At 73.8% G+C, this 22,866-nt stretch carries 19 protein-coding genes; 4 read left to right on the top strand and 15 right to left on the bottom strand.

All coding sequences use genetic code 11. The features are described from left to right. Positions 1–859: 859 nt before the first annotated feature. A complete protein-coding gene (locus ACIBBA_RS31805) occupies positions 860–1,753 on the top strand; it encodes a DUF1996 domain-containing protein (protein ID WP_396702336.1) in 894 nt (297 codons plus the stop codon). Between the two features lie 70 nt (positions 1,754–1,823). Continuing rightward, a complete protein-coding gene (locus tag ACIBBA_RS31800) occupies positions 1,824–2,447 on the top strand; it encodes a DUF305 domain-containing protein (RefSeq protein WP_396702334.1) in 624 nt (207 codons plus the stop codon). A gap of 102 nt (positions 2,448–2,549) precedes the next feature. Here the strand turns inward: ACIBBA_RS31800 and ACIBBA_RS31795 are convergent, their stop codons facing one another. The 12 genes from ACIBBA_RS31795 to ACIBBA_RS31740 all read right to left on the bottom strand — a co-directional run bounded on the left by ACIBBA_RS31795 (position 2,550) and on the right by ACIBBA_RS31740 (position 17,457). Further along, the gene (locus tag ACIBBA_RS31795) at positions 2,550–3,371 is read right to left on the bottom strand and encodes an HpcH/HpaI aldolase/citrate lyase family protein (protein WP_396702332.1); all 822 of its coding nucleotides are present in this window, start codon (positions 3,369–3,371) and stop codon (positions 2,550–2,552) included. Further along, positions 3,371–4,579 (bottom strand): CaiB/BaiF CoA transferase family protein, encoded by a 1,209-nt coding sequence (locus ACIBBA_RS31790; RefSeq protein ID WP_396702330.1) that lies wholly within the window; start codon positions 4,577–4,579, stop codon positions 3,371–3,373. The genes ACIBBA_RS31795 and ACIBBA_RS31790 overlap by 1 nt, the downstream gene beginning before the upstream one ends. Then, entirely contained in the window at positions 4,576–6,744 is a 2,169-nt protein-coding gene (locus tag ACIBBA_RS31785) for an alpha/beta hydrolase (protein WP_396702328.1), read from the bottom strand. The genes ACIBBA_RS31790 and ACIBBA_RS31785 overlap by 4 nt, the downstream gene beginning before the upstream one ends. A 4-nt stretch (positions 6,745–6,748) precedes the next feature. Beyond that, entirely contained in the window at positions 6,749–8,698 is a 1,950-nt protein-coding gene (locus ACIBBA_RS31780) for an SUMF1/EgtB/PvdO family nonheme iron enzyme (protein WP_396702326.1), read from the bottom strand. Beyond that, positions 8,695–9,633, bottom strand: coding sequence for a ribokinase (locus ACIBBA_RS31775; protein WP_396702324.1), 939 nt, complete (start codon positions 9,631–9,633; stop codon positions 8,695–8,697). Before ACIBBA_RS31775 ends, ACIBBA_RS31780 begins: the two co-directional genes overlap by 4 nt. 64 nt (positions 9,634–9,697) lie before the next feature. Then, entirely contained in the window at positions 9,698–11,047 is a 1,350-nt protein-coding gene (locus ACIBBA_RS31770) for an ADP-ribosylglycohydrolase family protein (protein WP_396702322.1), read from the bottom strand. After that, positions 11,044–12,234 carry an ADP-ribosylglycohydrolase family protein gene (locus ACIBBA_RS31765; protein WP_396702320.1) on the bottom strand — a complete coding sequence of 397 codons (1,191 nt, stop codon included), beginning with the start codon at positions 12,232–12,234 and terminating at the stop codon, positions 11,044–11,046. The genes ACIBBA_RS31770 and ACIBBA_RS31765 overlap by 4 nt, the downstream gene beginning before the upstream one ends. Positions 12,235–12,237: 3 nt before the next feature. Next, entirely contained in the window at positions 12,238–13,530 is a 1,293-nt protein-coding gene (locus ACIBBA_RS31760) for a sugar ABC transporter substrate-binding protein (protein ID WP_350874748.1), read from the bottom strand. Between the two features lie 35 nt (positions 13,531–13,565). Further along, positions 13,566–14,405 carry a carbohydrate ABC transporter permease gene (locus ACIBBA_RS31755; protein WP_350874746.1) on the bottom strand — a complete coding sequence of 280 codons (840 nt, stop codon included), beginning with the start codon at positions 14,403–14,405 and terminating at the stop codon, positions 13,566–13,568. Between the two features lies 1 nt (position 14,406). Then, a complete protein-coding gene (locus ACIBBA_RS31750; RefSeq protein ID WP_350874744.1) occupies positions 14,407–15,342 on the bottom strand; it encodes a sugar ABC transporter permease in 936 nt (311 codons plus the stop codon). Next, positions 15,339–16,418, bottom strand: a complete 1,080-nt coding sequence (locus ACIBBA_RS31745) for a LacI family DNA-binding transcriptional regulator (protein ID WP_396702317.1) — start codon at positions 16,416–16,418, stop codon at positions 15,339–15,341. The genes ACIBBA_RS31750 and ACIBBA_RS31745 overlap by 4 nt, the downstream gene beginning before the upstream one ends. Before the next feature lie 154 nt (positions 16,419–16,572). Continuing rightward, entirely contained in the window at positions 16,573–17,457 is an 885-nt protein-coding gene (locus tag ACIBBA_RS31740; RefSeq protein ID WP_396702315.1) for an NAD(P)-dependent oxidoreductase, read from the bottom strand. Positions 17,458–17,509: 52 nt separating this feature from the next. Here ACIBBA_RS31740 and ACIBBA_RS31735 point away from each other — a divergent pair, with 52 nt between their 5' ends. Next, complete coding sequence (locus ACIBBA_RS31735; protein WP_396702313.1) at positions 17,510–17,860, top strand: winged helix-turn-helix transcriptional regulator; 351 nt, start codon at positions 17,510–17,512, stop codon at positions 17,858–17,860. 158 nt (positions 17,861–18,018) lie between these two features. Here ACIBBA_RS31735 and ACIBBA_RS31730 read toward each other — a convergent pair whose 3' ends face one another. Further along, positions 18,019–19,632, bottom strand: coding sequence for a carboxylesterase/lipase family protein (locus tag ACIBBA_RS31730; protein WP_396702311.1), 1,614 nt, complete (start codon positions 19,630–19,632; stop codon positions 18,019–18,021). A gap of 150 nt (positions 19,633–19,782) precedes the next feature. On the opposite strand from ACIBBA_RS31730, the gene ACIBBA_RS31725 reads away from it, so the two are divergent. After that, on the top strand, positions 19,783–20,736 hold the full coding sequence (locus ACIBBA_RS31725) for a TetR/AcrR family transcriptional regulator C-terminal domain-containing protein (protein WP_396702309.1): 954 nt from the start codon (positions 19,783–19,785) through the stop codon (positions 20,734–20,736). 98 nt (positions 20,737–20,834) lie between these two features. Here ACIBBA_RS31725 and ACIBBA_RS31720 read toward each other — a convergent pair whose 3' ends face one another. Then, complete coding sequence (locus ACIBBA_RS31720) at positions 20,835–21,518, bottom strand: hypothetical protein (RefSeq protein ID WP_396702307.1); 684 nt, start codon at positions 21,516–21,518, stop codon at positions 20,835–20,837. A 153-nt stretch (positions 21,519–21,671) separates the two neighbouring features. Beyond that, entirely contained in the window at positions 21,672–22,790 is a 1,119-nt protein-coding gene (locus tag ACIBBA_RS31715; RefSeq protein WP_396702342.1) for a snapalysin family zinc-dependent metalloprotease, read from the bottom strand. Between the last annotated feature and the right edge of the window lie 76 nt (positions 22,791–22,866).

Genomic DNA, 22,866 nt, shown 5'->3' with positions numbered 1-22,866 from the left:
TCGGGGGTGTCAGGTGCACGGACACGCGCATAAGGGGGGCGCGCAATGCCCGTAAGCAAGAAGGGGTCCCGGCGATCGTGGTGACCTGCTCGGGGTGTCCCGGGGGGATGTAACCGTGCGGGCCGGCCAGCCATTCCGGCGGGGCCCGGGTCTTGCGCGGTACCGGGTAGTCAACCGAACCCAGCGGCCGGTCATTCCCGGCGGGCTCTCAGGCCCGCGGTACCGGGTAGTCAACCAACCCGAGCGGCCGGTCATTCCCGGCGGGGTTGGTCCCCGGGGCCGGCGGCGAGGCCGCGCGGCACACCATGTTCAACGACCCGGGCCCGGCCATGATTCCGCCACCCGGGTGGTCCCGACCACGGGACACGGCGCGCCGAACCCGGACACCCGCGTCCAACCGGGCAGCCCACGAACCGGGCACCCGGCGCAATCGGGATCCGGGCGACGACCGGGCGGGCCGGTGGGCGTCAGGATGACCGACTCCAGGTCGCCGAAACGGGGGTATCCGGCTCGCGGCGATACCGCCATGTCAGCGAACTGGAGTCGATCATCCGCCCGCCCGCCTCGCGAGGGGCTGATCCACTCGGGTTCCGTGATGTCGGGGTGTCCCCGGCGCCCGCATACCGCGACCTCGACGGGGCCCGAGTCGATCGCGCGGCCCGCCCCGCGACGCGGGTGAGTCGTCATTCGCACCAACCGGGCATGTATTGACAACTGTCGACATCAAGGTGACTCTGGACGTGAGAGCGCTCTCTCACACCGGGCACAGCCCCCACCACCAGTCTGGCCAGGGATCTCCGACGTCTTCGGCGGCGACGCCGGAGGTGTCCCTGACCCGTACCCCGACAGGAGTCACGAGATGGACAGGGCCGCACCCCTATCCGGCACCCGCCGCCGGCTGCGCCTCGCCATGGCGATCGGCGCCGTGCTGGCACTCCTCGCCACGTACGTCGCGTCCACCACCACCCGGGCCGACGCCGACCCGGGCCCGAACGTCATCCGCGTCGCGGAGTTCCCCGCCGACTGCACGTACAGCCACCGACTGCCGGACGACCCGATCATCTACCCCGGGCTGCCCGGTGCCTCGCACATGCACAGCTTCTTCGGCGCCACGGTGACCAACGCCCACACCACGCTCCCCGACCTGGTGCGCTCGCCGACCACCTGCAACCCGCGGGTGGACGTCTCGTCGTACTGGGTGCCGACGCTCTACAACAACAACGTGCCGGTGGAGCCCGCCATCGCCACGTTCTACTACCTGGGCGAGGGCGTACGCGCCGACGTCGTCGCGAACACTCAGCCGATCCCGCAGGGACTGCGGATCGTCGCCGGCAACGCCCGGGCCACCGGGCCGAGCGAGAGCATCGCCCGCTGGTCCTGCCTCCACGCCGGTCAGGTTCCCCCGTCGAAGGACTTCGTCACCTGCCCGGCCGGCACCATGATGGAGTCGTACCTGGACTTCCCGCAGTGCTGGAACGGCCGGGACCTGGACTCGCCGGATCACAAGAGCCACATGGCGTACCCGGTGAACCAGGCCTGCCCGGCGACGCACCCGGTGCACGTGCCGAAGCTGCGGCAGGTGCTGCGCTACCCGGTCAACGGCAACCCGGCGCAGTTCCGGCTGGCCTCCGGGGCGGGCTACACGATGCACGGCGACTTCTTCAACGCCTGGCCGACGGCGGAGATGGCCCGCCGGGTCAACGACTGCATCCGCCCGGTCATCAAGTGCGGGCACGACGGCCGACCGATCTGAGCCCACACGTTCGCACCCGAGGGCGGGCCCGGTCACGCCGGGCTCGCCCTCCGGGCGGAAAGGAGGCCGGATGCGAACGTCCGTCGCCGCACCGACCACCCTGCTCGTCGCGGCGCTGCTCCTCGCCGGTTGCGCCGCCGGATCACCCGACCCCGCCGGGACCGCCCCGCCGTCCGCCGCCGCGCCGCCGGCGACCGCAGCACCGGCCGTGCCCACGGCAAGCCCGACCGGTCCGTTCAGCCCCACCGACATCGCCTGGCTCCAGCTGACGGTGGCGATGACCGAACGGGTGCTACCGGTGCTCGACCTGGTGCCGGGCGGGACGACCGACCCGGCCTGGCGACGGTTGGCCGCTCAGGTCGAGGCCGCCCACCGCGCGGACCTGACCCGGGCCCGCCGGCTGCTCACCGAGTCCGGGGCGCCGGCGACCAACCCGCACGAGGGTCACGACATGCCGGGCATGGTCACCGCCGAGGAGTTGGCCGCGCTGCGCTCGGCCACCGGTGCACCGTTCGAGCGGCTGGTCGCCCGGCACCTGCGCGCGCACCTGGCACAGTCGGTCCGGATGGCCGGCGCGGAGCAGCAGGCCGGCGCCCACCCGGCGACCACCGCGTTGGCCGCCGCCGTGGCCCGGGACGGCACCGCCGAGCTGACTCGGCTCGACCGACTGCCGGGGGCCGACCGGCCGGCGTAGCGCCGGGCCGGCACCGCGATCGCCGCACGTCGCCGGCCCGTCAGCTGCCGGTGGTGACCCCCGCGACGACCAGCAGCCCGCCGGCGGGGGCCGGTGAGATGCTCAGGCTGCGTAGCGGGCGGCCACGTCCACGACGCGCTGCGCGGCGGCCACCATCGCCCGGTCGGCGAACCGGCCGTCCGGCAGCACCACCGTGCCCGAATCCCGCCGCTGCGCGTCGGCGACCGCGGCGAGCAGCTCCACCGCCCGGGCCACCTCCCGCTCGGCCGGCCGGAACGCCTCGACGATCACGGGTAGCTGGCGCGGGTGGATCGCCGTGCGGCCGAGGAAGCCGAGCCGCCTGCCCAGCGCACAGGAGGCGGCCAGGCCGTCGAGGTCGGCGACGTCGGCGTACACCGACATCGCCGGCGGGGCCAGGCCGGCCGCGCGGGCCGCCACCACGACCCGGCCGCGCGCCCAGGCCAGCCCGTCGTCGTCGATCACCCCGAGATCGGAGCGCAGGTCGGCCTCGCCGAGCCCGAGCGAGGCCACCGCCGGGTGGGCGGACGCGATCGCGTACGCGGCCTCCAGCCCGAGCGCCGACTCGACCAGCGGGTGCAGTGGCGCGTCGACCCGGTCGGCGAGCGCCGCGACCGTCGCGGCCGACTCAACCTTCGGCAGCCGCAGCCCGCCCAGCCCGGGCCGGCCGGCCACCGCGGTGAGGTCGGCGTCGACGTCGGACCCGGTCAGCTCGTTGACCCGGACCTGCACCGGCACCGGGTGCGCCTCGGCGAGGAACTCGGCGACCGCGTCCCGGGCGTACGCCTTGCGCCCGGCGACCACCGCGTCCTCGAGGTCGAGAATGACCGCGTCGGCGCCCGAGGCGACCGCCTTGGCGAACCGGTCCGGCCGGTCGCCGGGGACGTAGAGCCAGCTGATCAGCATCAGAGCACGCCCCGCTCGCGCAGCGAGTCCAGCTCCTCGGCGCTCAACCCGAGCGCGCCGAAGACCGCGTCGGTGTCCTGGCCGTGCTGGCGCCCGGCGTGCCGGATCTCGCCCGGTGTGTCGGTGAGGCGGAACGGCACGTTCTGCATCCGTACCTCGCCGAGTTCCTCGTCCGGCACGCTGCGCACGGTGCCCAGCGCCGCGTACTGCGGGTCGGCGAGGATGTCCCGCACGTCGTAGACCGGCGCGACCGCCGCCTGCGCCGCCTCGAAGGCGGCCACCACCTCGTCGCGGTCCCGCTGCGCCACCCAGGCGCTCACCGCCGCGTCCAGCTCGTCGGCGTGCGCGGCCCGGCCGCTGCCGGTGGCGAACCACGGCTCGGCGACCAGCTCGGGGCGACCGACCAGCGTCAGCACCCGCTCGGCGATGCTCTGCGCGCTGGTGGAGACCGCCACCCACCGCCCGTCGGCGCACCGGTAGGTGTTGCGCGGTGCGTTGTTGTTGGACCGGTTGCCCAGCCGGGGCTGGATGTAGCCGAGCTGGTCGTACCAGGTGATCTGCGGGCCGAGCATCGCCATGATCGGCTCGATGATGGCGAGGTCGACCACCTGCCCGGCGCCGGTGGCGTCCCGGGCCCGCAGGGCCAGCATCACCGCGTACGCGGCGGCCAGCGCGGTCACCGAGTCGGCCAGCCCGAACGGGGGCAGGGTGGGTGGGCCGTCGGGTTCCCCGGTGGCCGCGGCGAAGCCGCTCATCGCCTCGGCGAGGGTGCCGAAGCCGGGCCGGCGGGCGTACGGCCCGACCTGCCCGAACCCGCTGATCCGGGTGATGACCAGCCGCGGGTTGACCGCGTGCAGCTCGGTCGGGCCGAGCCCCCACCGCTCCAGGGTGCCGGGGCGGAAGTTCTCCACCAGCACGTCGGCGTCGGCGAGCAGCTGGCGCAGCAGGGCGGCGCCGTCGGGGTCGGAGAGGTTGAGGGTGACCGTCCGCTTGTTGCGGCCGAGCACCTTCCACCAGAGCCCGACGCCGTCCTTGGCCGGGCCGTGCCCGCGCGACGGGTCCGGCTTGACCGGGTGCTCCACCTTGATCACGTCGGCGCCGAAGTCGCCGAGGAACGCCGCCGCGAGCGGCCCGGCGAAGAGGGTGGCCAGGTCGACCACCTTCACCCCGTCCAAGGGGCCCGGGGCGTTCGGATTCGCGCTGGTCACGGCGTTCCCTTCGTCGGGTCGAGTGCGGCGAGGAAGACGTCGCCGTTGCCGAGGGCGCCGCCGCCCACCGGCGCTCCGGCGGTGAGCCCGCTGACCAGCAGCCGGCCGTCGGCGCCGAGGGTCGCGTAGACGTTCTCCTCGCCGAACGGGTCGGCCGCGTCGTCCCGGGCGGTGCCGTACTGGGCGACGCCGAGCTGGCGTCCCCGGGCGTCGAGCCGCACGGTCAGCACGTCCGCGCCGCCGACCGGCAGCCCGAGCGTGCTGCCGGTGAACCCGACCACGGCGACCGCGCCGTCGGTCAGTGCCACCACCTCCGCGCCGGCATCGGCTCCGCGGCCGCCGGTCACGGTCCGCCAGCGTTGCCGACCGGCCGGGGTGTACGCCACCGTCAGCACGTCGCTGCCGCCGGCGGTGGCCTCGCCCCCGGTGGAGCCGGTGGCCAGCACCGAGCCGGTGGTGCCGATCGCGACGCCGCCGAGCAGGTCGTCGCCGGGCCCGCCGACCGAGGTCACCCAGCTGCGGGTGCCGGCCGGGTCGTAGCGGGCCAGCCAGCCGTCGGCCCCGCCGAGCGCGGTGGTGCCCGGCAGGCCGGCCGAGGTGCCGCCGGCCACGTACACGCCCTGCGCGTCGGCGGTCACCGCGTACGCCTTGTCCTCGCCGGGCCCGCCGAACTGCCGGCTCCAGGCGACCCGCCCGTCCGGGCCGATCCGGGCCAGCACGGCGTCCTTGTCACCGGCGCCGGTCTCGCCGGCGAACGAGCCACTGGTGTAGCCGGCGACGTACGCGCCGCCGTCCGGTGCCGGCGCGACGGCGTAGAAGCGGTCCGCCTTCGTCGGGTCACCGGCCTGGGTCAGCCAGGCCCGCTGCCCGGACCCGGTCAGCCGGGTCACGAAGGCGTCGTCGGCCGGGCTGCCGGGGTGGGTTCCGTCCAGGTCGCCGCGGGTGTAGCCGGCGGTGATGACCCCGCCGTCGGCGAGCGGCACCAGCCCGTAGAGGCGGTCGTTCGCGGCGGTGCCGAACTGGGTCGTCCACCGCGTGGTCGTGCCATCGGTGGCGAGTCGACTCACCACCGCGTCCAGGCCGCCGGCGTACGGCTGGCCGGCGACCGGCCCGGACGCGGCGTAGCCGATGGTGCTCGTGCCGTCCGGGTGGGCGGCGACGCCGCCGGCCCAGTCCGTGCCCGCGCTGCCGTGCACCGGCCCGGGCAGCCCGGCCGGCGGGGTGACGCTCAGCGTGCCGGCGAGATGCCTCAGCCCGTCCACGAAGGCGGGTCGCCAGACGTCCCAGTCGTGCCCGCCGTCGAGCACCCGCAGCTCGGCGGCGACCCCGTCGGCGCGGCGCACCGTGTTGTAGAGGGTGGCCGCCTCGTAGTCGAGGTCGTGCGCGGCGTCGGCCGGGTCGGGGTTGGCCCACTCGTCGTCGCCGACCGCGACGTACATCCGGACCGGGGACTCCGGGTCCAGACCGGGCAGCAGGGCTGGGTAGTTCAGTCGCTGGTAGACCTCGTCGGAGAAGCGCTGCGCGCCAGAGCCGAAGGCGCCGTACTCGCGCGCCGACGAGTCGGCCGGCGGCAGCGGCCGGTAGACCGCGGGGCTGAGCACCAGCGCGTTGGCGAAGAGGTCGGAGTGCGCGAGGGCGTAGCGCAGCGCGCCGGCGCCGCCCATCGAGTAGCCGCCGACCAGGCGGGCGCCCCGGTGCGCGGCGGTGCGGTAGGTGGCGTCGACGTGCGCCACCAGGTCGCGGGTGAGCGCGGTCTCCACCGGCCTGCCCGGGTCGTCCGCGCCGGTGTAGGCGGAGTCGACGTACCAGTTGCCCCGGCTGCTCCACGGCGCGTCGGGCAGCACCGCGATCACCGGCGGCACCTCCCCGTCGGCGATCATCCGGTCCAGGTCGGCCTTCACCCGGGTCCACGCCTGCATGGTGTCGCCCCGCCCGTGCAGCAGGTACAGCACCGGGTAGCGGGTGGCGGTCGCCTTGGCGTACCCGTACGGCAGATAGACGGTGTAGTCGATGGTCCCGTCCAACGCCGGGGACGGCGCGGAGGCGCTGGTCAGCGTGCCCGCGCGGAGGCGCTCCGCGCTCGCCCCGCCCGGCACCGCACCGGCGAGTCCCAGCGCGAGGAGTACGGCGGCCACGCCGCCGCCGATCCGCCAACGTCTGCCCATCAGGTCACTCCTCGGGGGTCGGCAGGTCGGCCGCGCAGCGGAAGCCGACCTGGTCGGAGCGGGTGAGGCCGGCCCCGGTGAGCAGCAGCTTCACCGAGACCTCCGGCGGCTGCGGGCCGCCGTCGAGGTACCAGTCGGAGCCCTCGGCGCGGTACGCGGCGCCGCCCTTGAGGATGGCGAAGCGGGTACGCCCGTCGGAGTGCTCGCTCTCGGTCAGGTTCCACACCAACGGCTCCCGGCGGGCCAGCAGCCCCGCCTCGGCGGCCACCTGCCACTCGTCCTCGGTGGGCAGCCGCAGCCCGGCCCACGCCGCGTACGCCCGGGCGTCGGCCAGCTCGACCCCGGTCACCGGCGCGTCGGCCGGCCCCCGCCCCGCGGTGAACCGCTCCGGGCGCACCGGCCGGTAGCCGGTGGCGCGCAGGAATTCGGCGTACTGGGCGTGGGTGACCTCGTGGGTGGCGATGGCGAACCGGCCGAGCGAAATGCTGCGGCGCAGGGTGCCGGTGTGGTGCAGCCGGGGTGGCAGCGGCTTCCACTCGTCGACGTAGGGCGTCTCGCCGTAGAGCCCGGTCTCCCGCACCCGGTGCCGGACGACGAGATCCCGCCGGCCGGCGTCGACGGCCACCATTCCCGCCGGCAGCTGCGGCCGGGGCGCCCACGGGGTGCGGAGGCGCACCGCGGCGCGGGCCGGGAAGGACGGATCGCCGACCGGCGGCTCGTGCCGCTCGACTGCGGCGTCGGTGACGGCCACGGCGGCGATCGCGCCGGCCGGCAGCGGGCCGCCCACCGTCACACGGCCGTCGCCCACGTCGGTCACGGTCAGCTCGACGCCGGTGACCAGGTCGACGAAGCGCCGGCCCGGCCGCGCCCCGGTGACCAGCCACGGCCCGTCGTGGTCGCCGCCGGAGTTCACCACCGTCCACAGTGGCTCACCGTCGTGGGTCCAGCGCGACGCGTACACCTGCCCGGAGCCGGGGTGGTCGGCGAGCGGAACCCAGTCCTCGGCGCGCAACCACGCCGCGTGGCTGGTCTGCACCCGGCGCATCGCCCGCAGCACCGCCCGGTCCCGCTCGTTCCAGCCGACCCAGACGCCGAAGACGCTCTCCCAGACCAGCACCCCGACCCCGTTGAGCCAGGCCGAGTGCAGCTCGTCGAGGTGGTCGCGGTGCCAGCGGCGGGTGTGGTGCAGCACGTGCCGCCGTTCGAACCACTTGGCCCGCAGCACACCGGGAACCTCGGAGTCGGCGAACCACTGCGCCCAGGACATCGCGTGGTCGGCGATCCGGGCCAGCGGCACCCGGCTCTCGCCTTCGAGGACCAGGCCGGGGCGGGCCGCGTCCAGCGCGGCGCGCAGCTCTCCGGCACCCTCCTTGAGGGTGTCCAGGAAGACCCCGTCGACGCCGAGCTTGCCGGCCAGCGCGGCGACCTCCTCGGCGTCGCTACCCGACTCCCGGCGGGTGCCGGTGTCCCACGGGTTGTAGTCGACGAACACCCGCACCCCGCGCTCCTGGAACGCCCGCACCACCTCGGGCAGCTCCGGCACGTCCCGGTACCAGTCGAACTGGTTGCGGTCGTCCAGGCCGATCACCGGATAGGCGTGCCAGAGCACCACCCCGTCGAAGCCGCCGAAGTCCCGCCCGGCAGCGTCGAGGAACTCGTCCACGGTGAAGACGCCGCGCTCGTGGTCGTAGAGCGCCTCGTCCCAGAGCCAGGCCAGGCAGACGCTGAAGCAGTCGCCGGCGATCTCGTCGTAGTGCTCGCCGGTGTAGCCGATCCGGGCCCGGGCGTCGGCCCGCCAGTGGGCGAGCTGCTCCCGCCAGGCGGGCCAGTCCGCCGGGTCGTTCGGCGCGGCGAAGATTTTCGCCTCGTCCAACGTGGTCAGGTCGGCGTGCGCGCCGAGCGGAACTTCGGTCGGCCGGTCGATCGGGCGCGGGACGTAGGGGTTGAAGCTCACGGGGTACCTCGGTAGGTCGCGTCGTGGAGGGCGTCGATGGCGGCCCGCTCGGGCAGGGCGGTGGACGCGCCGGGTCGCTGGGCGCAGGCCGCGCCGGCGGCGCAGGCCCAGCGCAGGCTCGCCGTGACGGTGTCTTCGGTGACGGCGCCGCCGCGCTCGGCCCAGCCGACGGCGAGCGCGCCGGTGAACGCGTCACCCGCGGCGGTGGTGTCCACCGCGTCGATCCGCGGCGCGGGCACCGTCAGCCGCAGGCCGCGCCGATCGCCGTACGCGGCGCCGCGCGCCCCCAGGGTGAGCACCACCCGGGGCACCAGCTCCAGCAGCGCGTCGAGCAGCACCGGCGGGTCGGCGGAGAAGACCCCGGCCACGACCGCCGCCTCGTGCTCGTTGACCACCAGCACGTCGACCAGCTCCAGCAGCTCCGCCGGCAGCACCGCGGCCGGCGCCGCGTTCAGCACCACGGTGGTGCCCTCGGCCCGGGCCCAGCCGGCCGCGCGGACCACGGTGGACAGCGGCACCTCCAGCTGGAGCAGCAGTACGTCGGCGGCGGCGATGGCCGACCGGTCGGCGGCGTCCAGTTCGGTGAGCGCGCCGTTGGCTCCGGGCGCGACCACGATGAAGTTCTCCGCGTCCCGGTCGACGGCGATCAGTGCGACGCCGGAGGCGCCGGGAACCGTGCGCAGACCCCGCACGTCGACCCCCGCCCCGACCAGGCTCGCCCGCAGCTGCGTGCCGAACGCGTCGTCGCCGACCGCGCCCACGAAGTCGCAGGCGGCGCCGGCCCGGGCGGCGGCGACCGCCTGGTTGGCGCCCTTGCCGCCGGGCACGGTCCGGAAGTTCTCGCCGAGCACCGTCTCGCCGGGGCGGGGCAGCTGCGGCGTCGTCACCACCAGGTCCAGGTTGGTGCTGCCCACCACCACCACGTGCGCGCTCATCCCCTGCTCCCTTCGATCCGCCTCGCGACCGCCGGCGGGCACCCACCGGACGGCCGCGACCCGTTCACTTCCCCGCTCCGGCCAGGGCGCGGGTCCGCTCGGCCAACTCGTCGAAGCCGATGCCGTCGAAGCCGCCGATGCTGCTGGCCAGCCGGTTGCGCAGCGGGGCGACCCAGCGCGCCGGCAGCCCGGACGCCCCGGCGAGGGCCCCGGTGACCGCGCCGACCGTCGCGCCGGTCGAGTCGGTGTCCCAGCCGCCGCTGACCACCGCGGTGATCGACCGCTCCAGGTCACCGCGGCCGTACGCCAGCGCGGCGGCCACCAGCGCGGCGTTGTTGCGCACGTGCACCCAGTGCAGGTGGCCGTGTCGGGCGTACAGCTCGTCGACCACCCGTTCCCAGTCGTCGGCCCCGGCGCCGAGGGCGCGCGCCTCGCGGACCGTGGCGGCGAAGCGGCTGCGCGGCGGCAGCACCGCCTCGGCGGCGTCCAGCACCTGCTCGACGCTCGCGGCGACCGGCGCGGCGGCGGCGAGGGCGGCGGCCCAGAGCGCGCCGTGCATCCCGCCGCGCACGTGGCTGACGGTGGCGTCCTGCCAGGCCAGCTCGGCGGCCCGGTCGGGCCGGCCGGGGTTGACCCAGCCGTACACGTCGGTGCGGATCTGCGCGCCGATCCACTCCCGGAACGGGTTGTGCCGACGCGCGCTCTCCGGCGGGGCCAGCCCGAGCAGCAGGTTGCGGTAGGCCACCCGCTCGGCGGTGAACACCCGCCCGCCGGGCAGCCAGTCCAGCCAGGCCTGCGCCACGTCCGCGCTGGTGAAGTCCCGACCGTGCGTCTCCAGCACGCGCAGCGCCAGCAGCGCGTAGTTCAGGTCGTCGTCCTCCGGCATGCCGTCGATGTTCTCGGCGAGACTGGTCGGTGCGCTGCGCCGGTTCCACGGCCAGCGGGCGGCCACCTCGGACGGCAGGCCCTTCGCGGTGAACCAGTCGCGCAGCGGCCATCCGCCGGTCGCGGTGAGGATCTCCCGGATCCCCTCCCGGGGGATCTTCTCCACCGGCTTGCCGAGCAGACAGCCGACCGCCCGGCCGAGCCAGGCGCCGTGCAGCCGGTCGTACGACACGTCGGTCGGCAGCGACCAGCTCGCCGGCCAGCCGGCCCGGATCGCGGCCAGGTCGTCCGGCTCGTCGTCGGCGGCGACGGCGGCGGGCAGCGCGTCGGCGGCGTCCAGCAGCTGCGCGGCGAGCGCCCGCAGCGCCGGTGACGCCGGGGTCGGCGACGCCCCGCTGACCGGCGGAGTGAGATCCCCGCCGGCTGCCGTCCACCGCTGGGCGAGCGCGCTCACGTCCCGCCCCTCGTCCCGGCTGGCCGCCAGCTCGTGCGGCAGCAGGTCCTCCGGCTGCACCCAGGTGATCCTCACCGGGTCGGCTCCGCGTCCCGACGGTCGGCGCCGCTCGGCGCCCGGGTCGCGCCACCGGCCAGCCCGGCGAAGCGCTCGGCCCGCCGGGCGAACCGGACCTGGTCGCGGTCGAAGACCTCGCCGGCCACCGCCGCGAGGACGTGGGCCGGCTCGATCAGATCGGTCCGGGAGGCGGTGGCGACGGTCTCGGCCCACTCCGCCGGCACCGCCGCCGAACCGCCGAGCGCCCCGGCGATGGCGCCGGCCATGGTGGCGGTGGAGTCGGCGTCGCGGCCGTAGTTCACCGCGCCGAGCACCGCCGGACGGAACTCGCCGCCGGCCACCACGAGCATGCCGATCGCCACCGGCAGCTCCTCGATGGCGTGCAGCCGGCTGGGCCGCCGGGCGCCGAGGCCGGGGCTGCGGTACTCCTCCCCCACCGTGTCGTAGGGGGCGACCGCGGCCCGCAGCGCCGGGATCGCCGGCTTCCAGTCGTGGTGTCCCCGGGCCTCCTTGACCACCGCGTCGATGGCTGCCTGGGTGCCGTCGCGGGCCAGGTCCAGCGCCGCGGCGACGACATCCTCGACGCTCGCGCCGGGGGTCGCCGCCGCGGCGACCGCGGCCGCGAAGACGGCGGCGGCCTCCCGCCCGTAGCTGTGCTGGTGCGCCCCGGCGACCTCCACCGCCTCGGCGTACGCCCCGGCCGGATCGCCCGCGTTGACGATGCCGACCGGGGCCATGTACATGGCCGCCCCGCAGTTGACGATGTTGCCGACCCCGGCCTCGCGCGGGTCCGCGTGGGCGTGGTGCAGGCGGGTGACCAGCCACCGCTCGGCGGCCGCGAGCCGGTGGAAGGTCACCCCGTCCCGCTCCATGTCGGGGATGTGGACCACCCGCTCGATCAGGTCGGGGACCAGCAGCTCCACCACGTCGTACGCGTCGAGGTGGTCTCGCTTGGCCGCGTAGGCGCGGACCAGGGCGTGGGTCATCAACGTGTCGTCGGTGATGTGCCCGTCGCCCTTGTGGTACGGCGCGAGCGGCCGCGCGGTGGCCCAGTCCGCGTGGTACGGGGGCACGATGCCCTCGACCCAGCCGCCGAACCGGGCGCGGATCTGCTCGGGCAGCGCCGTCTCGGTGGCGCCACCGAGGGCGTCTCCGACCGCGGCGCCGACCAGGCAACCGACCGATTTATCGAGCAAGAGTGACATGTTCTACCTCAGAACCTGCTTGCCACCATCGACCAGCTGCGTGCCGAGCTGGTCGAGGGTGATCTTGTTGGCGAAGTACTGCTGGAGAGCCGGGGTGGCGTACTTGGTCTTCCACTCCGGGTAGCCGTCGGCCTGCTGGAACGGGGCGACGGTCAGGTCCGCGGCGCTGTCCGCGGCGACGTCCCAGCCCTGCTTGCCGTTGGTGAGCTTGACCAGTTCCTCGTTGGCCTGCTTGCCGGTCGGCACCAGCCAGTCACCCTTGGCCAACGCGGCCATGTTCGTCGGGTTCAGGAAGTACTCGAGGAACTGCGCGGCCTGCTTCTTGTGCTTGGAGTCCTCGGAGACCGACAGCGTCTGCGGGTTCGCCGCCTGCTTGGCGGAGAGCCCCTTGACCGGCGGCAGGGTGACCCACTGGAAATCGGCGGGCGCCTGCTCGACCATCTGCTGGCGCAGCGACACCGAGCCGGGCAGCATCGCGTACTTGCCGCCGAAGAAGCCGGGCAGGGTGTCCGCGCCGCTCATGCCGAGGGCCTCCGGGGAGGCCGACTTGGCGGTGTAGATCATGTCGTGGATCCGCTTCGGGATTTCCTTCTCCGCGTCACCGATCTTGACCTCGGTGCGACCGCCGTCGGTGTAGAAGAACTTCCCGTCGTAGTTGAGCGCCAGGTTCAGCACCCGGTTAGTCGGCGACTTCAGCGCCCACGCCACGCCGTACTGGCCCGGCTTGGTGAGCTTCTGCGCGTTGGCCTGGAACTCGTCCCAGGTCCAGCCGCCGTCGGCCGGCGGCACCGCGACGCCGGCGGCGTCGAGCAGCTTTTTGTTGGCGATGACGACCTGCGACTCCAACAGGAACGGCACGCCGGTGACCTTGTCGTCGGTGGTGACGGTGTCCCAGACGCCCTGGTCGATCTGGCCCTTCAGGTCGTCGGAGAGCAGCCCGGAGAGGTCGGCCAGGTAGCCCTGCTTGCTGAACTCGCCGATCGCGGACGCCTCGTAGTGCACGATGTCCGGCGCGTCGCCGCCCTCGAACGAGGTGAGCAGCTGGTCGTGCACCGAGTTCCAGTCACCCTGGACGTACTCGACCTGGATGTCCGGGTGCTCGGCGTTCCACTTGGCAACCAGGTCCTTGTTGACCTGCAACGACTCCTTCTGCCAGGCGAGGCTGAGGAAGCGCAGCTTCACCGGGCCGGACGCGGCCTCGTCGTCGCCGCTGTCACCGCACGCGGCGAGCGCGCCGAGGCCGACGACCGCGACCGCGGTGGCCGCGGCGAGTCGACGGAATCGGGTAGGGAGCATGGGGGTTTCCTCCTTGGTGGTGGATGGGGGACGGTTCAGCCCTTGACCGCGCCGGCGAGCGACCCGGACGAGAGCCGGCGTTGCATGAACGCGAAGAAGATCAGGCTGGGCAGCGTGGCCAGCAGCGAGCCGGCCGCGAGGGGCCCGAGACGGGCAGTGCCCTCGATGCCGACGAACCGGGCCAGCGCGACCGGCAGGGTGGCCAGTTCGGGGGTCTTGATCAGCACCAGGGCGAAGAAGAACTCGTTCCAGGCCGAGATGAAGGAGAACAACGCGGTCGCGACCAGGCCCGGGGCGAGCAGCGGGAAGACCACCCGGCGCAGGACCTGCACCCGGGTCGCCCCGTCCACCGAGGCGGCCTCCTCCAGCTCGCGGGGGATGTTGCGGACGAAACCCTGCAGCATCCAGAGCGCGAACGGCAGCGCCCAGACCACGTAGATCAGCACCAGTCCGGCGTGCGTGTTGGCCAGGCCGGCCTGCCGCAGCACCAGGAAGATCGGGATGATCAGCAGTACGAACGGGAAGAGCTGGGAGAGCAGCACCCAGCCCAGCGCGGCGGTGCCGAGCTTCGAGCGGAACCGTGCCAGCGCGTACGACGCCGGCATGGCGACCAGCACGGTGAGCACCGCCGAGGCGAGCGAGACCTGGAGGCTGTTCAGCGCGGCCCGCCCCAGCTCCTGCTCGGTGAAGGCCTGGACGAAGTTCTGCACGGTCGGGTTGGTGGGGATCAGCGTCGGGTGCAGCTGCACCAGCTCCCGCGGCGGCTTGAACGCCGTGGAGACCAGCCAGATCAGGGGGAACCCGAGGAAGATCAGGTAGCCGGCGAGCGCCACGTACTGCAACGCCCGCCCGGTGCGGCTCGGCTTACCAAACATCTCAGTTGGCCTCCCTCAACCGGCGGCGGAGATAGACGGCGAGCAGCGCGACGATGATCACGACCATCACGTTGCCGAGCGCGGCGGCGTAGCCGTAGTTGCCGTAGCGGAACGCCTCCTCGTACGCGAAGAGCATCGGCAGCATGGTCTTGCCGCCCGGTCCGCCCGCGGTCAGCACGTAGACCAGGCCGAACGAGTTGAAGTTCCAGATGAAGTCCAGCGACGTGATCGCCACGATCACCGGGGCCAGCGCGGGCAGCGTGACGTGCCGGAACCGGTGCCAGGTGCTCGCGCCGTCCACGGCGGCCGCCTCGTGCAACTCCTGGCCGACCCCCTGCAGGCCGGCGAGCAGCACCACGGTGGTCTGCGGCATGCCGGCCCAGACCCCGACGATGATCACGGCGGGCAGCGCGGTGCTGAAGTCGCCGAGCCAGTTGGCGCGCAGGCCGTCGGCGCCGATCCGGTGGAAGAACTCGTTGAGCAGGCCTGCGTCCGGGTGGTAGACGAGCTTCCAGAGGATGCCGACCACGACCGGCGGCATCGCCCAGGGCACCACGGCCAGCACCCGCGCCACGCCCCGGAACCGCAGCTGCTGGTTGAGCAGCAGGGCCAACCCGAGGGCGAGCAGGAACTGGAGCACGGTCACCCCGAACGCCCAGAGCAGCCCGATCTTGAACGAGTTCCAGAACAGGTCGTCACCGAGGAGTTCCCGGTAGTTCGCCAGGCCGGTGAAGCTGACCTCGGCGTTGCGCCCGGCCCGGGCGTCGGTGAAGCCGAGGTAGATGCCGCGCAGCAGCGGGAAGACCGAGAGCAGCAGGATCGGCAGCAGCGACGGCAGGAGCAGCAGGTAGATGGCGGTCCGGTCGGAACGCGACCGGTTCGGGCGGCGGGTCTTGCCGGCCGGCTCGACGTCCGGCCGTTCGGCCAGCGTGGTCATGAGATCACCCCTTCGCTGGACGGTCGGGAGGGCGGTCGCGGGGCCGGCAGCGTCGGCCCGCTGGACGCGCGGACGGCGAGGCTCGGCAGCACCTGCTCACGCCGTGGCGGCAGGGCCGGCTCGGCGATGCGTTGCAGGAGCAGTTCGGCGGCCCGACGACCTCGCTCGGCCGAACCGAGCGAGACGCTGGAGAGCTGGGGGAACATCATCTGGGCCAGCTCGGTGTCGTCCATGCCGACCAGGGCGACGTCCTCCGGCACCCGGCGTCCGGCGGCCAGCAGGGCGTGCAGCGCGCCGACCGCGATCAGGTCGTTGGCGCAGACCAGGGCGTCCGGGTCGGTCCGGGCGAGCAGCCGCTCCGCGGCGGCACGGCCGGCCGCGTACTGGAAGTCGCCGACCTCGATCAGGTCTTCGTCGAGCGTGATGCCGTGCCGGGCCAGGGCGGCCCGGAAGCCGGCGTCGCGGGCGGTGCCGGGGACGGTGTCGAGCGGGCCGTTGACGAATCCGATCCGCCGCCGCCCGGTGGATACGAGGTGGTCCACGGCCAAAGCCACGCCCTGCCGGGAGTCGGTCCGCACGTTGTCCACCGCGGCGTCCGCGCCGAGCTGGCCGACCACCACCACCGGCACCGGGCTGGCCACCAGCGCGGCCAGGTGGTCGTCGGTGACCCGGATCGGCGAGACGATCATGCCGTCCACGTAACGGTTGGCCAGGCGGCGCAACAGGGCGGTCTCGTTGTCGATCCGCCCGCCGGTGGCGTGCACCAGCAGCTGCCGCCCGGAGGAGGCGACCACCGCTTCGATGGCGCGCATCATCTGCACGTAGACCGGGTTGCCGATGTCCTCGACGGCGAGCGCGACGAGGCCGGTGCGCTGCGACTGCAGTGACCGGGCGATCGCGTTCGGCACGTAGCCCACCTCGGCCGCCGCGGCGCGTACCTTGCGGACGGTCTCGGGGCTGCCGCCGACGCCGTTGAGCACCCGCGAGGCGGACGCGATGGAGACACCGGCGCGGGCGGCGACGGTGTGCACCGTCGGCCGGCCGTCCGCCGTCTCCTGTAAACGTTTACGACCCACGCCCTGGCACCTCCACCCGATAGCTGTAAACGTTTCCGGGAGTCTGCGCCGTGGATGGCGGAGAGGTCAAGGGCTCGTTACGAAAACGTTTCCAAGCGGGACGAGGGCCGGCGATCCGACCCACGCGCTGGGTCGGATCGCCCTCGACGGCCGGTCAGCGGCGACCGAGGACCTCGGCGATCCGGATGAACCCGTCGCCGCCGTGTCCCAGCCCGATGGTGCGGCGGGCCAGACCCTCGGCCGCCCGCATCACGCTCGCGTCGATGCCGTGCGCCTCGGACGCGTGCACGATGTGGGTCATCGACGAGACCGCGGAGGTGATCGGATTGCCCTCGCCGGAGAAGCTGCCGCTCTCCACGTCCTCGGCCAGCTCCTCGAAGAGCGGTGGGAGGATCGCGCCGATGCCCTTGGCGAAAGGTGCCAGCTCCCGGGCGGTGACGCCCTCCGCCCGCGCCACCGCCAGGGCGTGCGCGTAGCCCGCCATCGCCGTCCAGAAGATGTCGAGCAGGGCGATGTCGTACGCCGCCGCCCGGCCGATCTCCTCGCCGAGGTGGGTGTGGACGCCGCCCAACGCGTCCAGCACCGGCCGGTGCTGCCGGTAGACCTCGGTCGGGCCACTGTGGATGAACACCGCGGCCGGCGAGCCGATCGTGGTGGTCGGCGTCATGATCGCGCCGTCCAGGTAGCCGATGCCGTGTGCGGCTGCCCAGTCGGCGGTGTCCCGGGCCCGGTCCGGCGTGTCGGCGGTCAGGTTCACCAGCACGCGACCCTTCAGCGCACCGCTGACCGCCTCCTGTCGCAGAATGGCGTCGCTGGCGTCGTAGTTCACCACGCAGACGACGGTCAGCCCGCTCGCCGCGACCGCCTCCTCGGCCGATCTGGCGACCACCGCGCCCCGCGCCACCAGCTCCGCGCCCCGGCCCGGCGTCCGGTTCCAGACCGTGGTCGGCAGACCGGCGGCCAGGAAAGCACCCGCCAGGGACCGACCCATCGGCCCCAGCCCGAGAACGGTGACAGACTTCTCGATGTCCGAGGACATGCCTCAACTCCTCATCGGTAAACATCAACAAATACGGATGAACAGGACGAAGATGACGCGCAGTCGTGCCCAGGACCTGAACGTCTGCGGAGTGACCGCCGCGATCGCCGTGATCGACGGCAAGTGGAAGACCGCTCTGCTCTGGCTGCTGGAATCCGGTCCGTGCCGCCCCGGCGAGCTGCGCCGGAAGCTGCCCGGCCTCACCGAGAAGGTGCTGACTCAGGCCCTGCGCGAGATGGAGGCGGACGGTCTGGTGCACCGGGAGGTGCACGACGTGCTGCCCCTGAAGACCGAGTACTCCCTGACCCCGTTCGGCCGCGACCTCTCCGAGGCGCTGGCACCCGTCGCCGACTGGGGCCACCGCCGTCTGGCCAAACTCACCGGGGAGCCCACGTCCTCCTGAAACACCGGCGACCCCCGCCCTGCTCGGTACCGGCGGTCCCCCGACCGCTCACGACCAGCTTCGCCCCGCCCGCCGTGGCCGCCAAGTACCCACAAAAAGGTGGCCAGGCCGCCCGGGCCGCCCGGACAGGGCGGCGGCCAGGGCGGCCGGCCGAGCCCTCAACCAGTGATCGAGCGCCAGAACGCCACCCGATGGTCGCGGGCGAACTCCGTTCGGCCGATGCCGGCGCGCCCGGGAGCGAGCCGCTGCACGTGTTCCGACCGGGCGTCGACCCGCGGCCAGGACGGCAGCCCGGCCCGGTTGGGGTCGCCCCGGTGCGCGAACGCGGTCCAGTAGCCGACCATCGCGTCGGACAGGCGCTCCTGCCCGGCCGAGAACGGTCGCACGTAGTCGACGGTGAACAGGTAGGGCAGCTCCGCCGTGTGGTACGCCCCGGTCGGGAAGGTCACCGGCGCCGCCTCGGCGAAGAACGGAGCGTCGCGGTCGGCGAACTCGTACAGGTAGGTCGGCACGTACCGACTGAACGCCAGCGCGGTGTCCAGGACCGGCTGTGCGTACTGGAAGTCGGTCATGGCCGCGGAGAGCGCCTCCGACGGCGTATCGAAGTCGGCCAGCGGATAGCGGGCGAGGACCTGCGGCGCCCGCACACCGAACGCCGCCCTGATCTGTTCCCGGTACTGCCGCGCGGTGAGCCCGCAGGGCCTCGCCTGTTCGGGTGCGCAGAGCATGTCGGTGCGCTCCATGCCCCACACCTGCGCGCGGTACTCGTCACGGGTCACGCCGACGAGGACCGGCACCCGATGGAAACGGCCCGTGGCGACCGCCTCGGCCGGGTCGACCGGAAGCACCGGGCCACCGGCGACCGGGCCGGCCTCCCACGCGGACTGGCCCGGGTATCCGGCAGCCGCCACCAGTTCCCGCGCCGAGCGGCGACGCAGGCAGGCGGCGACGCCCGCGCCGTCGTCCTCGCAGCCGACCGCCGTGACCAGCGCCCGCGTGCCAGCCATCGCGTCCTCGCGGCCGGGCAGCGGCGTGACGCACGAGTTGCTCTGCAGCATCGCGCGGTGGAACAGCCCGACCGAGCCGGGTGCCGCGAGGTGGGCGCAGACGCTGGTGGCACCGGCCGACTGCCCGGCGAGCGTGACGTTGCCCGGGTCGCCACCGAACGCCACCGCGTTGGCCCGTACCCACCGCAGCGCGGCCTGCTGGTCCTCCAGCCCGAAGTTGCCGGACCCGCCCACACCGGACTGAGTCAGGAACCCGAGCGCGCCGAGCCGGTAGTTCACCGTCACCACGACGACGTCGCCGCCTACCGCCATCCTGCGCCCACCCCAGGTGTCGCCCTGCCCGAGGAAGAAGTGCCCACCGTGGAGCCACACCAGCACCGGGAGCGACCTCTTGTCGTCGCGTACGGCGGGTGTGGTGACGTTCAGGTACAGGCAGTCTTCGGCCCCGCTCTGCCGGTCCATCGGCAGGCCGGCCGGCTGGGCGCACCCCGGTGCCGGCCTGGTGGCGTCGCGTACCCCGGTCCAGGCCGCCGCCGGTCGCGGTGACCGCCACCGCAGCTCACCGACCGGCGCCGCCGCGTACGGGATGCCCAGGAACGAGCGGTGATCCGCGGCGACCACGCCGCGCGTCTCCCCGTGCGTGGTGCGGACCACGGCCGGCGCACGCTCCGGCTCCGTCGGGCCGGCCACCGCGGTGCCGACGGGGAGCAACGCCGCGACCACCACGGCCGCGGCGATCCAGGATCGCATTCTCGACAAGTCCATCCGGTGCCTCCGGTCTCCTTGTGTACGCGGTACGCGTACCCGACCTGAGCATTCGGGCGCCTGTTACAGTCCTCAACCTGGGCACTAGTGCACCCCGTCCGGCCATTCTGGACGGGGCCCTGGCGCACTAGTGCGGTGGAGGTGGATGCGGTGCCGATCGACGAGGCCGGGCCGGCGTCCGCCCGCATCGCCGCGCAGCTGCGCGGGCGGATCGCCGCCGGCGAACTCAAGCCCGGTGACCGCCTGCCCTCCACGCGACAACTCGTGAGCGAGTGGGGGGTGGCGATGGCCACGGCGAGCAAGGCCCTCGCCGCGCTCCGGCTGGAGGGCCTCACCGAGGCCGTGCCCGGCGTCGGTACCGTCGTCGCGGTCGGACGCGGTCGCCGCACCGGCACCCCGCGCCCCGTGGGTCAACACGGTCGCCGTGACGCGGACGCCTTCCGGGATCGGATCGTGCGCACCGCCACCGCGATCGGTGACGCCGAAGGGTTGGCCGCCACCACGATGCGCCGCATCGCCACCGATCTCGACGTGGCCACCATGGCGCTCTACCGCCACGTGCGGGGCAAGGACCACCTCGTCATGCTGATGGCCGACGCGGTCTTCGCCGAGCATCCACTGCCCGACCGACCAACCGGCGACTGGCGGGCCAAGCTGGAGTTGCTGTGCCGCACCCAGTGGGCGATGTATCAGCGTCACCCGTGGCTCGCCCACGTGGTGTCCTTCACCAGGCCACTGCTCACACCCCACGCCATCGCGCACACCGAGTGGACCATGCGCGCCGTCGCCGACCAGGGCCTCGCGCCCACCACCCTCATCCACGTCGCCGCCACCGTCGCCAATTTCGTCCGCGGCACCGCCGTCAACCTGGAGCGAGAGGCCGAGGCGGTGCAGGACACCGGCATCACCGACGACGAGTGGCTGCAGGCCCAGGGCCAGACGCTCGCCGCCACCCTGCGCAGCGGGGCGTTCCCGATCCTGGCCGGCATATCGGCTCGCACCGACGTGGACCTCACCCTCGACACGCTGTTCGAGTTCGGCCTGCAGCGCATGCTCGACGGCATCGAGCCGCTCTGCCGAACGCGCTCAGGGGTCGAGAGCTGACGGGTGCGGGCACCCGCGCCAGCCAGGGATGAGCGCCGCCGGTGGTGAGTCCCGGCCGCGCCCGACGAGCAGCCACCGGGCCGATGCGCCCCGTGGCGTCAGGAGCGGCGTTCGCGCTCCTGGGCGAGCCGCTCGTCCAGCCGGCCCAGCTCGTAGATCGCGTTGAGGTTGGTCGGCAGCCGGGTCACATTGTCGGCGCTCAGCTCGGGGTCGCCCGGCGGCACGGGGCCACCGGCCACGACCGGGGACGCGGCGACCGGCACCGGCTGACGCCGGCGGACGAGCAGGATCAGCGGCACCGCGATCGCGCCGACCGCGATCACCAGCACCGCCATCCGCATCAGGTCATCGTCGCCGGCTGCGGGCGCGGCGAGCTGGTCCGGGCCGACCGGAGCGCCGTCACGAGCGCCGGGTTGCGGCGCCATCGGAACGCCGACCAGTGAGTCTTCGGCGTCACCCTGCGAGCCGACCCGGGCCGGCGTGCGGGACGTCGGGTCGGACGACCCGCCGGGCAGTGGCGCGGCGCCCGGCGAGCCGGGCAGCCCCGACCGGCCGGGGGGACCGGAGGGACCGGGTGGGCCCGACGGGCCGGGCGGCCCGGTCGGCGCCGCGCTCGGGGTCGCGCTCGGCGTGCCGTCACCCCCGCCGAGCAGGTCGTCGACGAGCTGCCCCAGGCCGCCGAGCAGGCCACCGACCGGGCCGGTGGACGCCGGCGGCGACGTGGACGGGGAGGGCGCGGGAGCCAACGCGAGGGTCAGGGCGAGCGCGGCGACGGCAGACATGGGCCACCTCAGAAGGGGTCGATATGTGAGGCACCGTACCGCACGGTGGGTGGCTGCGGGATGACCCCCGGCGCGGCGACGCGACGGCGGGCGACGGCGGAGCGGAGGGGTGCCGCCGCAGCCCTCCGCTCCGAGTCCGGGGTGGCCGTCCGGTCAGGACGGCAGGCCACCGACCTGGGTGTTGATCCAGGACCGGATCGACGACAGGTCGCCGTAGATGGACGGGCCCGTCGCGCACGTCGAGTTGTTGTTGCCGGCTCGACTGGTCGCGCCGATCAGGTTCCACACCCCGTTGATCCGGCGCACCTGGGGGCCGCCGGAGTCGCCGTAGCAGGCGCCCGAGTTGCCGTTCGTGTTGTTGGTGCAGATCTCGTACGGGCTGTTGATGCCCGAGCAGCGGCTGTCCGCCACGATCGAGGTGTCCAGTTCGTTGGCGACCGCGGGCGCGGATCCGCAGCCGCGGGGAGCGCAGGTCTGCCCCCAACCGATGATCCGGGTCGCCGTGCCGACCGCACCCGAGGTGCTCGGGATCGGCGCCGGCGCGTAGCTCACCGAGCTGGCCAGTTGCAGCAGCTTGACGTCGATGCTGGGATGGTTGAGCCCCCGCGTCACCCGGACCACCGTGCCGCCGCTGGTGCGGTTGGTGCTGCCCACCCGGACCGAGGAGGGGGTCGGGCAGTGCTTGGCGGTGACCGCCCAGTTCGCCTTGATCAGCGATCCGGTGCAGCCGGAGACGTACACCATGAAGGGGTAGTTCTCGGTGGCCGGCCGACCGCCGACCACGAGCGGCGCTACGTCCGCGCCGTCCTGCCAGGTGTAGGTCCGGGTGTCGGCGGGGGCGGCCAGCGTGCCGGCGAAGAGCGAGTTCACCCGGGTCGCCTCGGCGGAGCTGGGGTAGGCGTTGGTGCAGGAGACCGGCGCGCTGCTGCCGGACATCAGGTCCGAACAGAGGCCGGTACGCCGGTCCGGCAGGCCGAGGATGTGACCGAACTCGTGGGTGGCGATGCGGGTGCGGTGGTATCCCTGGTTGACGGCGGTGCGGCCCATCCAGATCCGACCCGAGCCGAGCCCGGTCACCTGCGCCCGGGGCCAGCCGTCGTCGACGTAGATGGTGATGCTGGCCGGCGTGCCCGGCAGCAGCCGCACGGTGCTGACCCGGCTGTTCCAGATCTGCGCGGCCTGGTCGAAGTTGGTGCGGAACTCCCCGGTCCGACTGGCGTCGTAGTAGAGGGTCCGCACGGCGGAGGCCGCCGTGCCCGTGGCGACCTGCATCCCGGCCGCCGCCAGGACCGCCACCAGTACGGCGATCACCGTACGTAACAGTTGTCGTCGGATCATCACGCACTCC

Origin of the sequence: Micromonospora sp. NPDC051006 (assembly GCF_044456245.1) — a bacterium.
Taxonomy (GTDB): domain Bacteria; phylum Actinomycetota; class Actinomycetes; order Mycobacteriales; family Micromonosporaceae; genus Micromonospora.
Note: the sequence above shows the minus strand (reverse complement) of the source record. Positions and strands in the feature narration are given on the sequence as shown.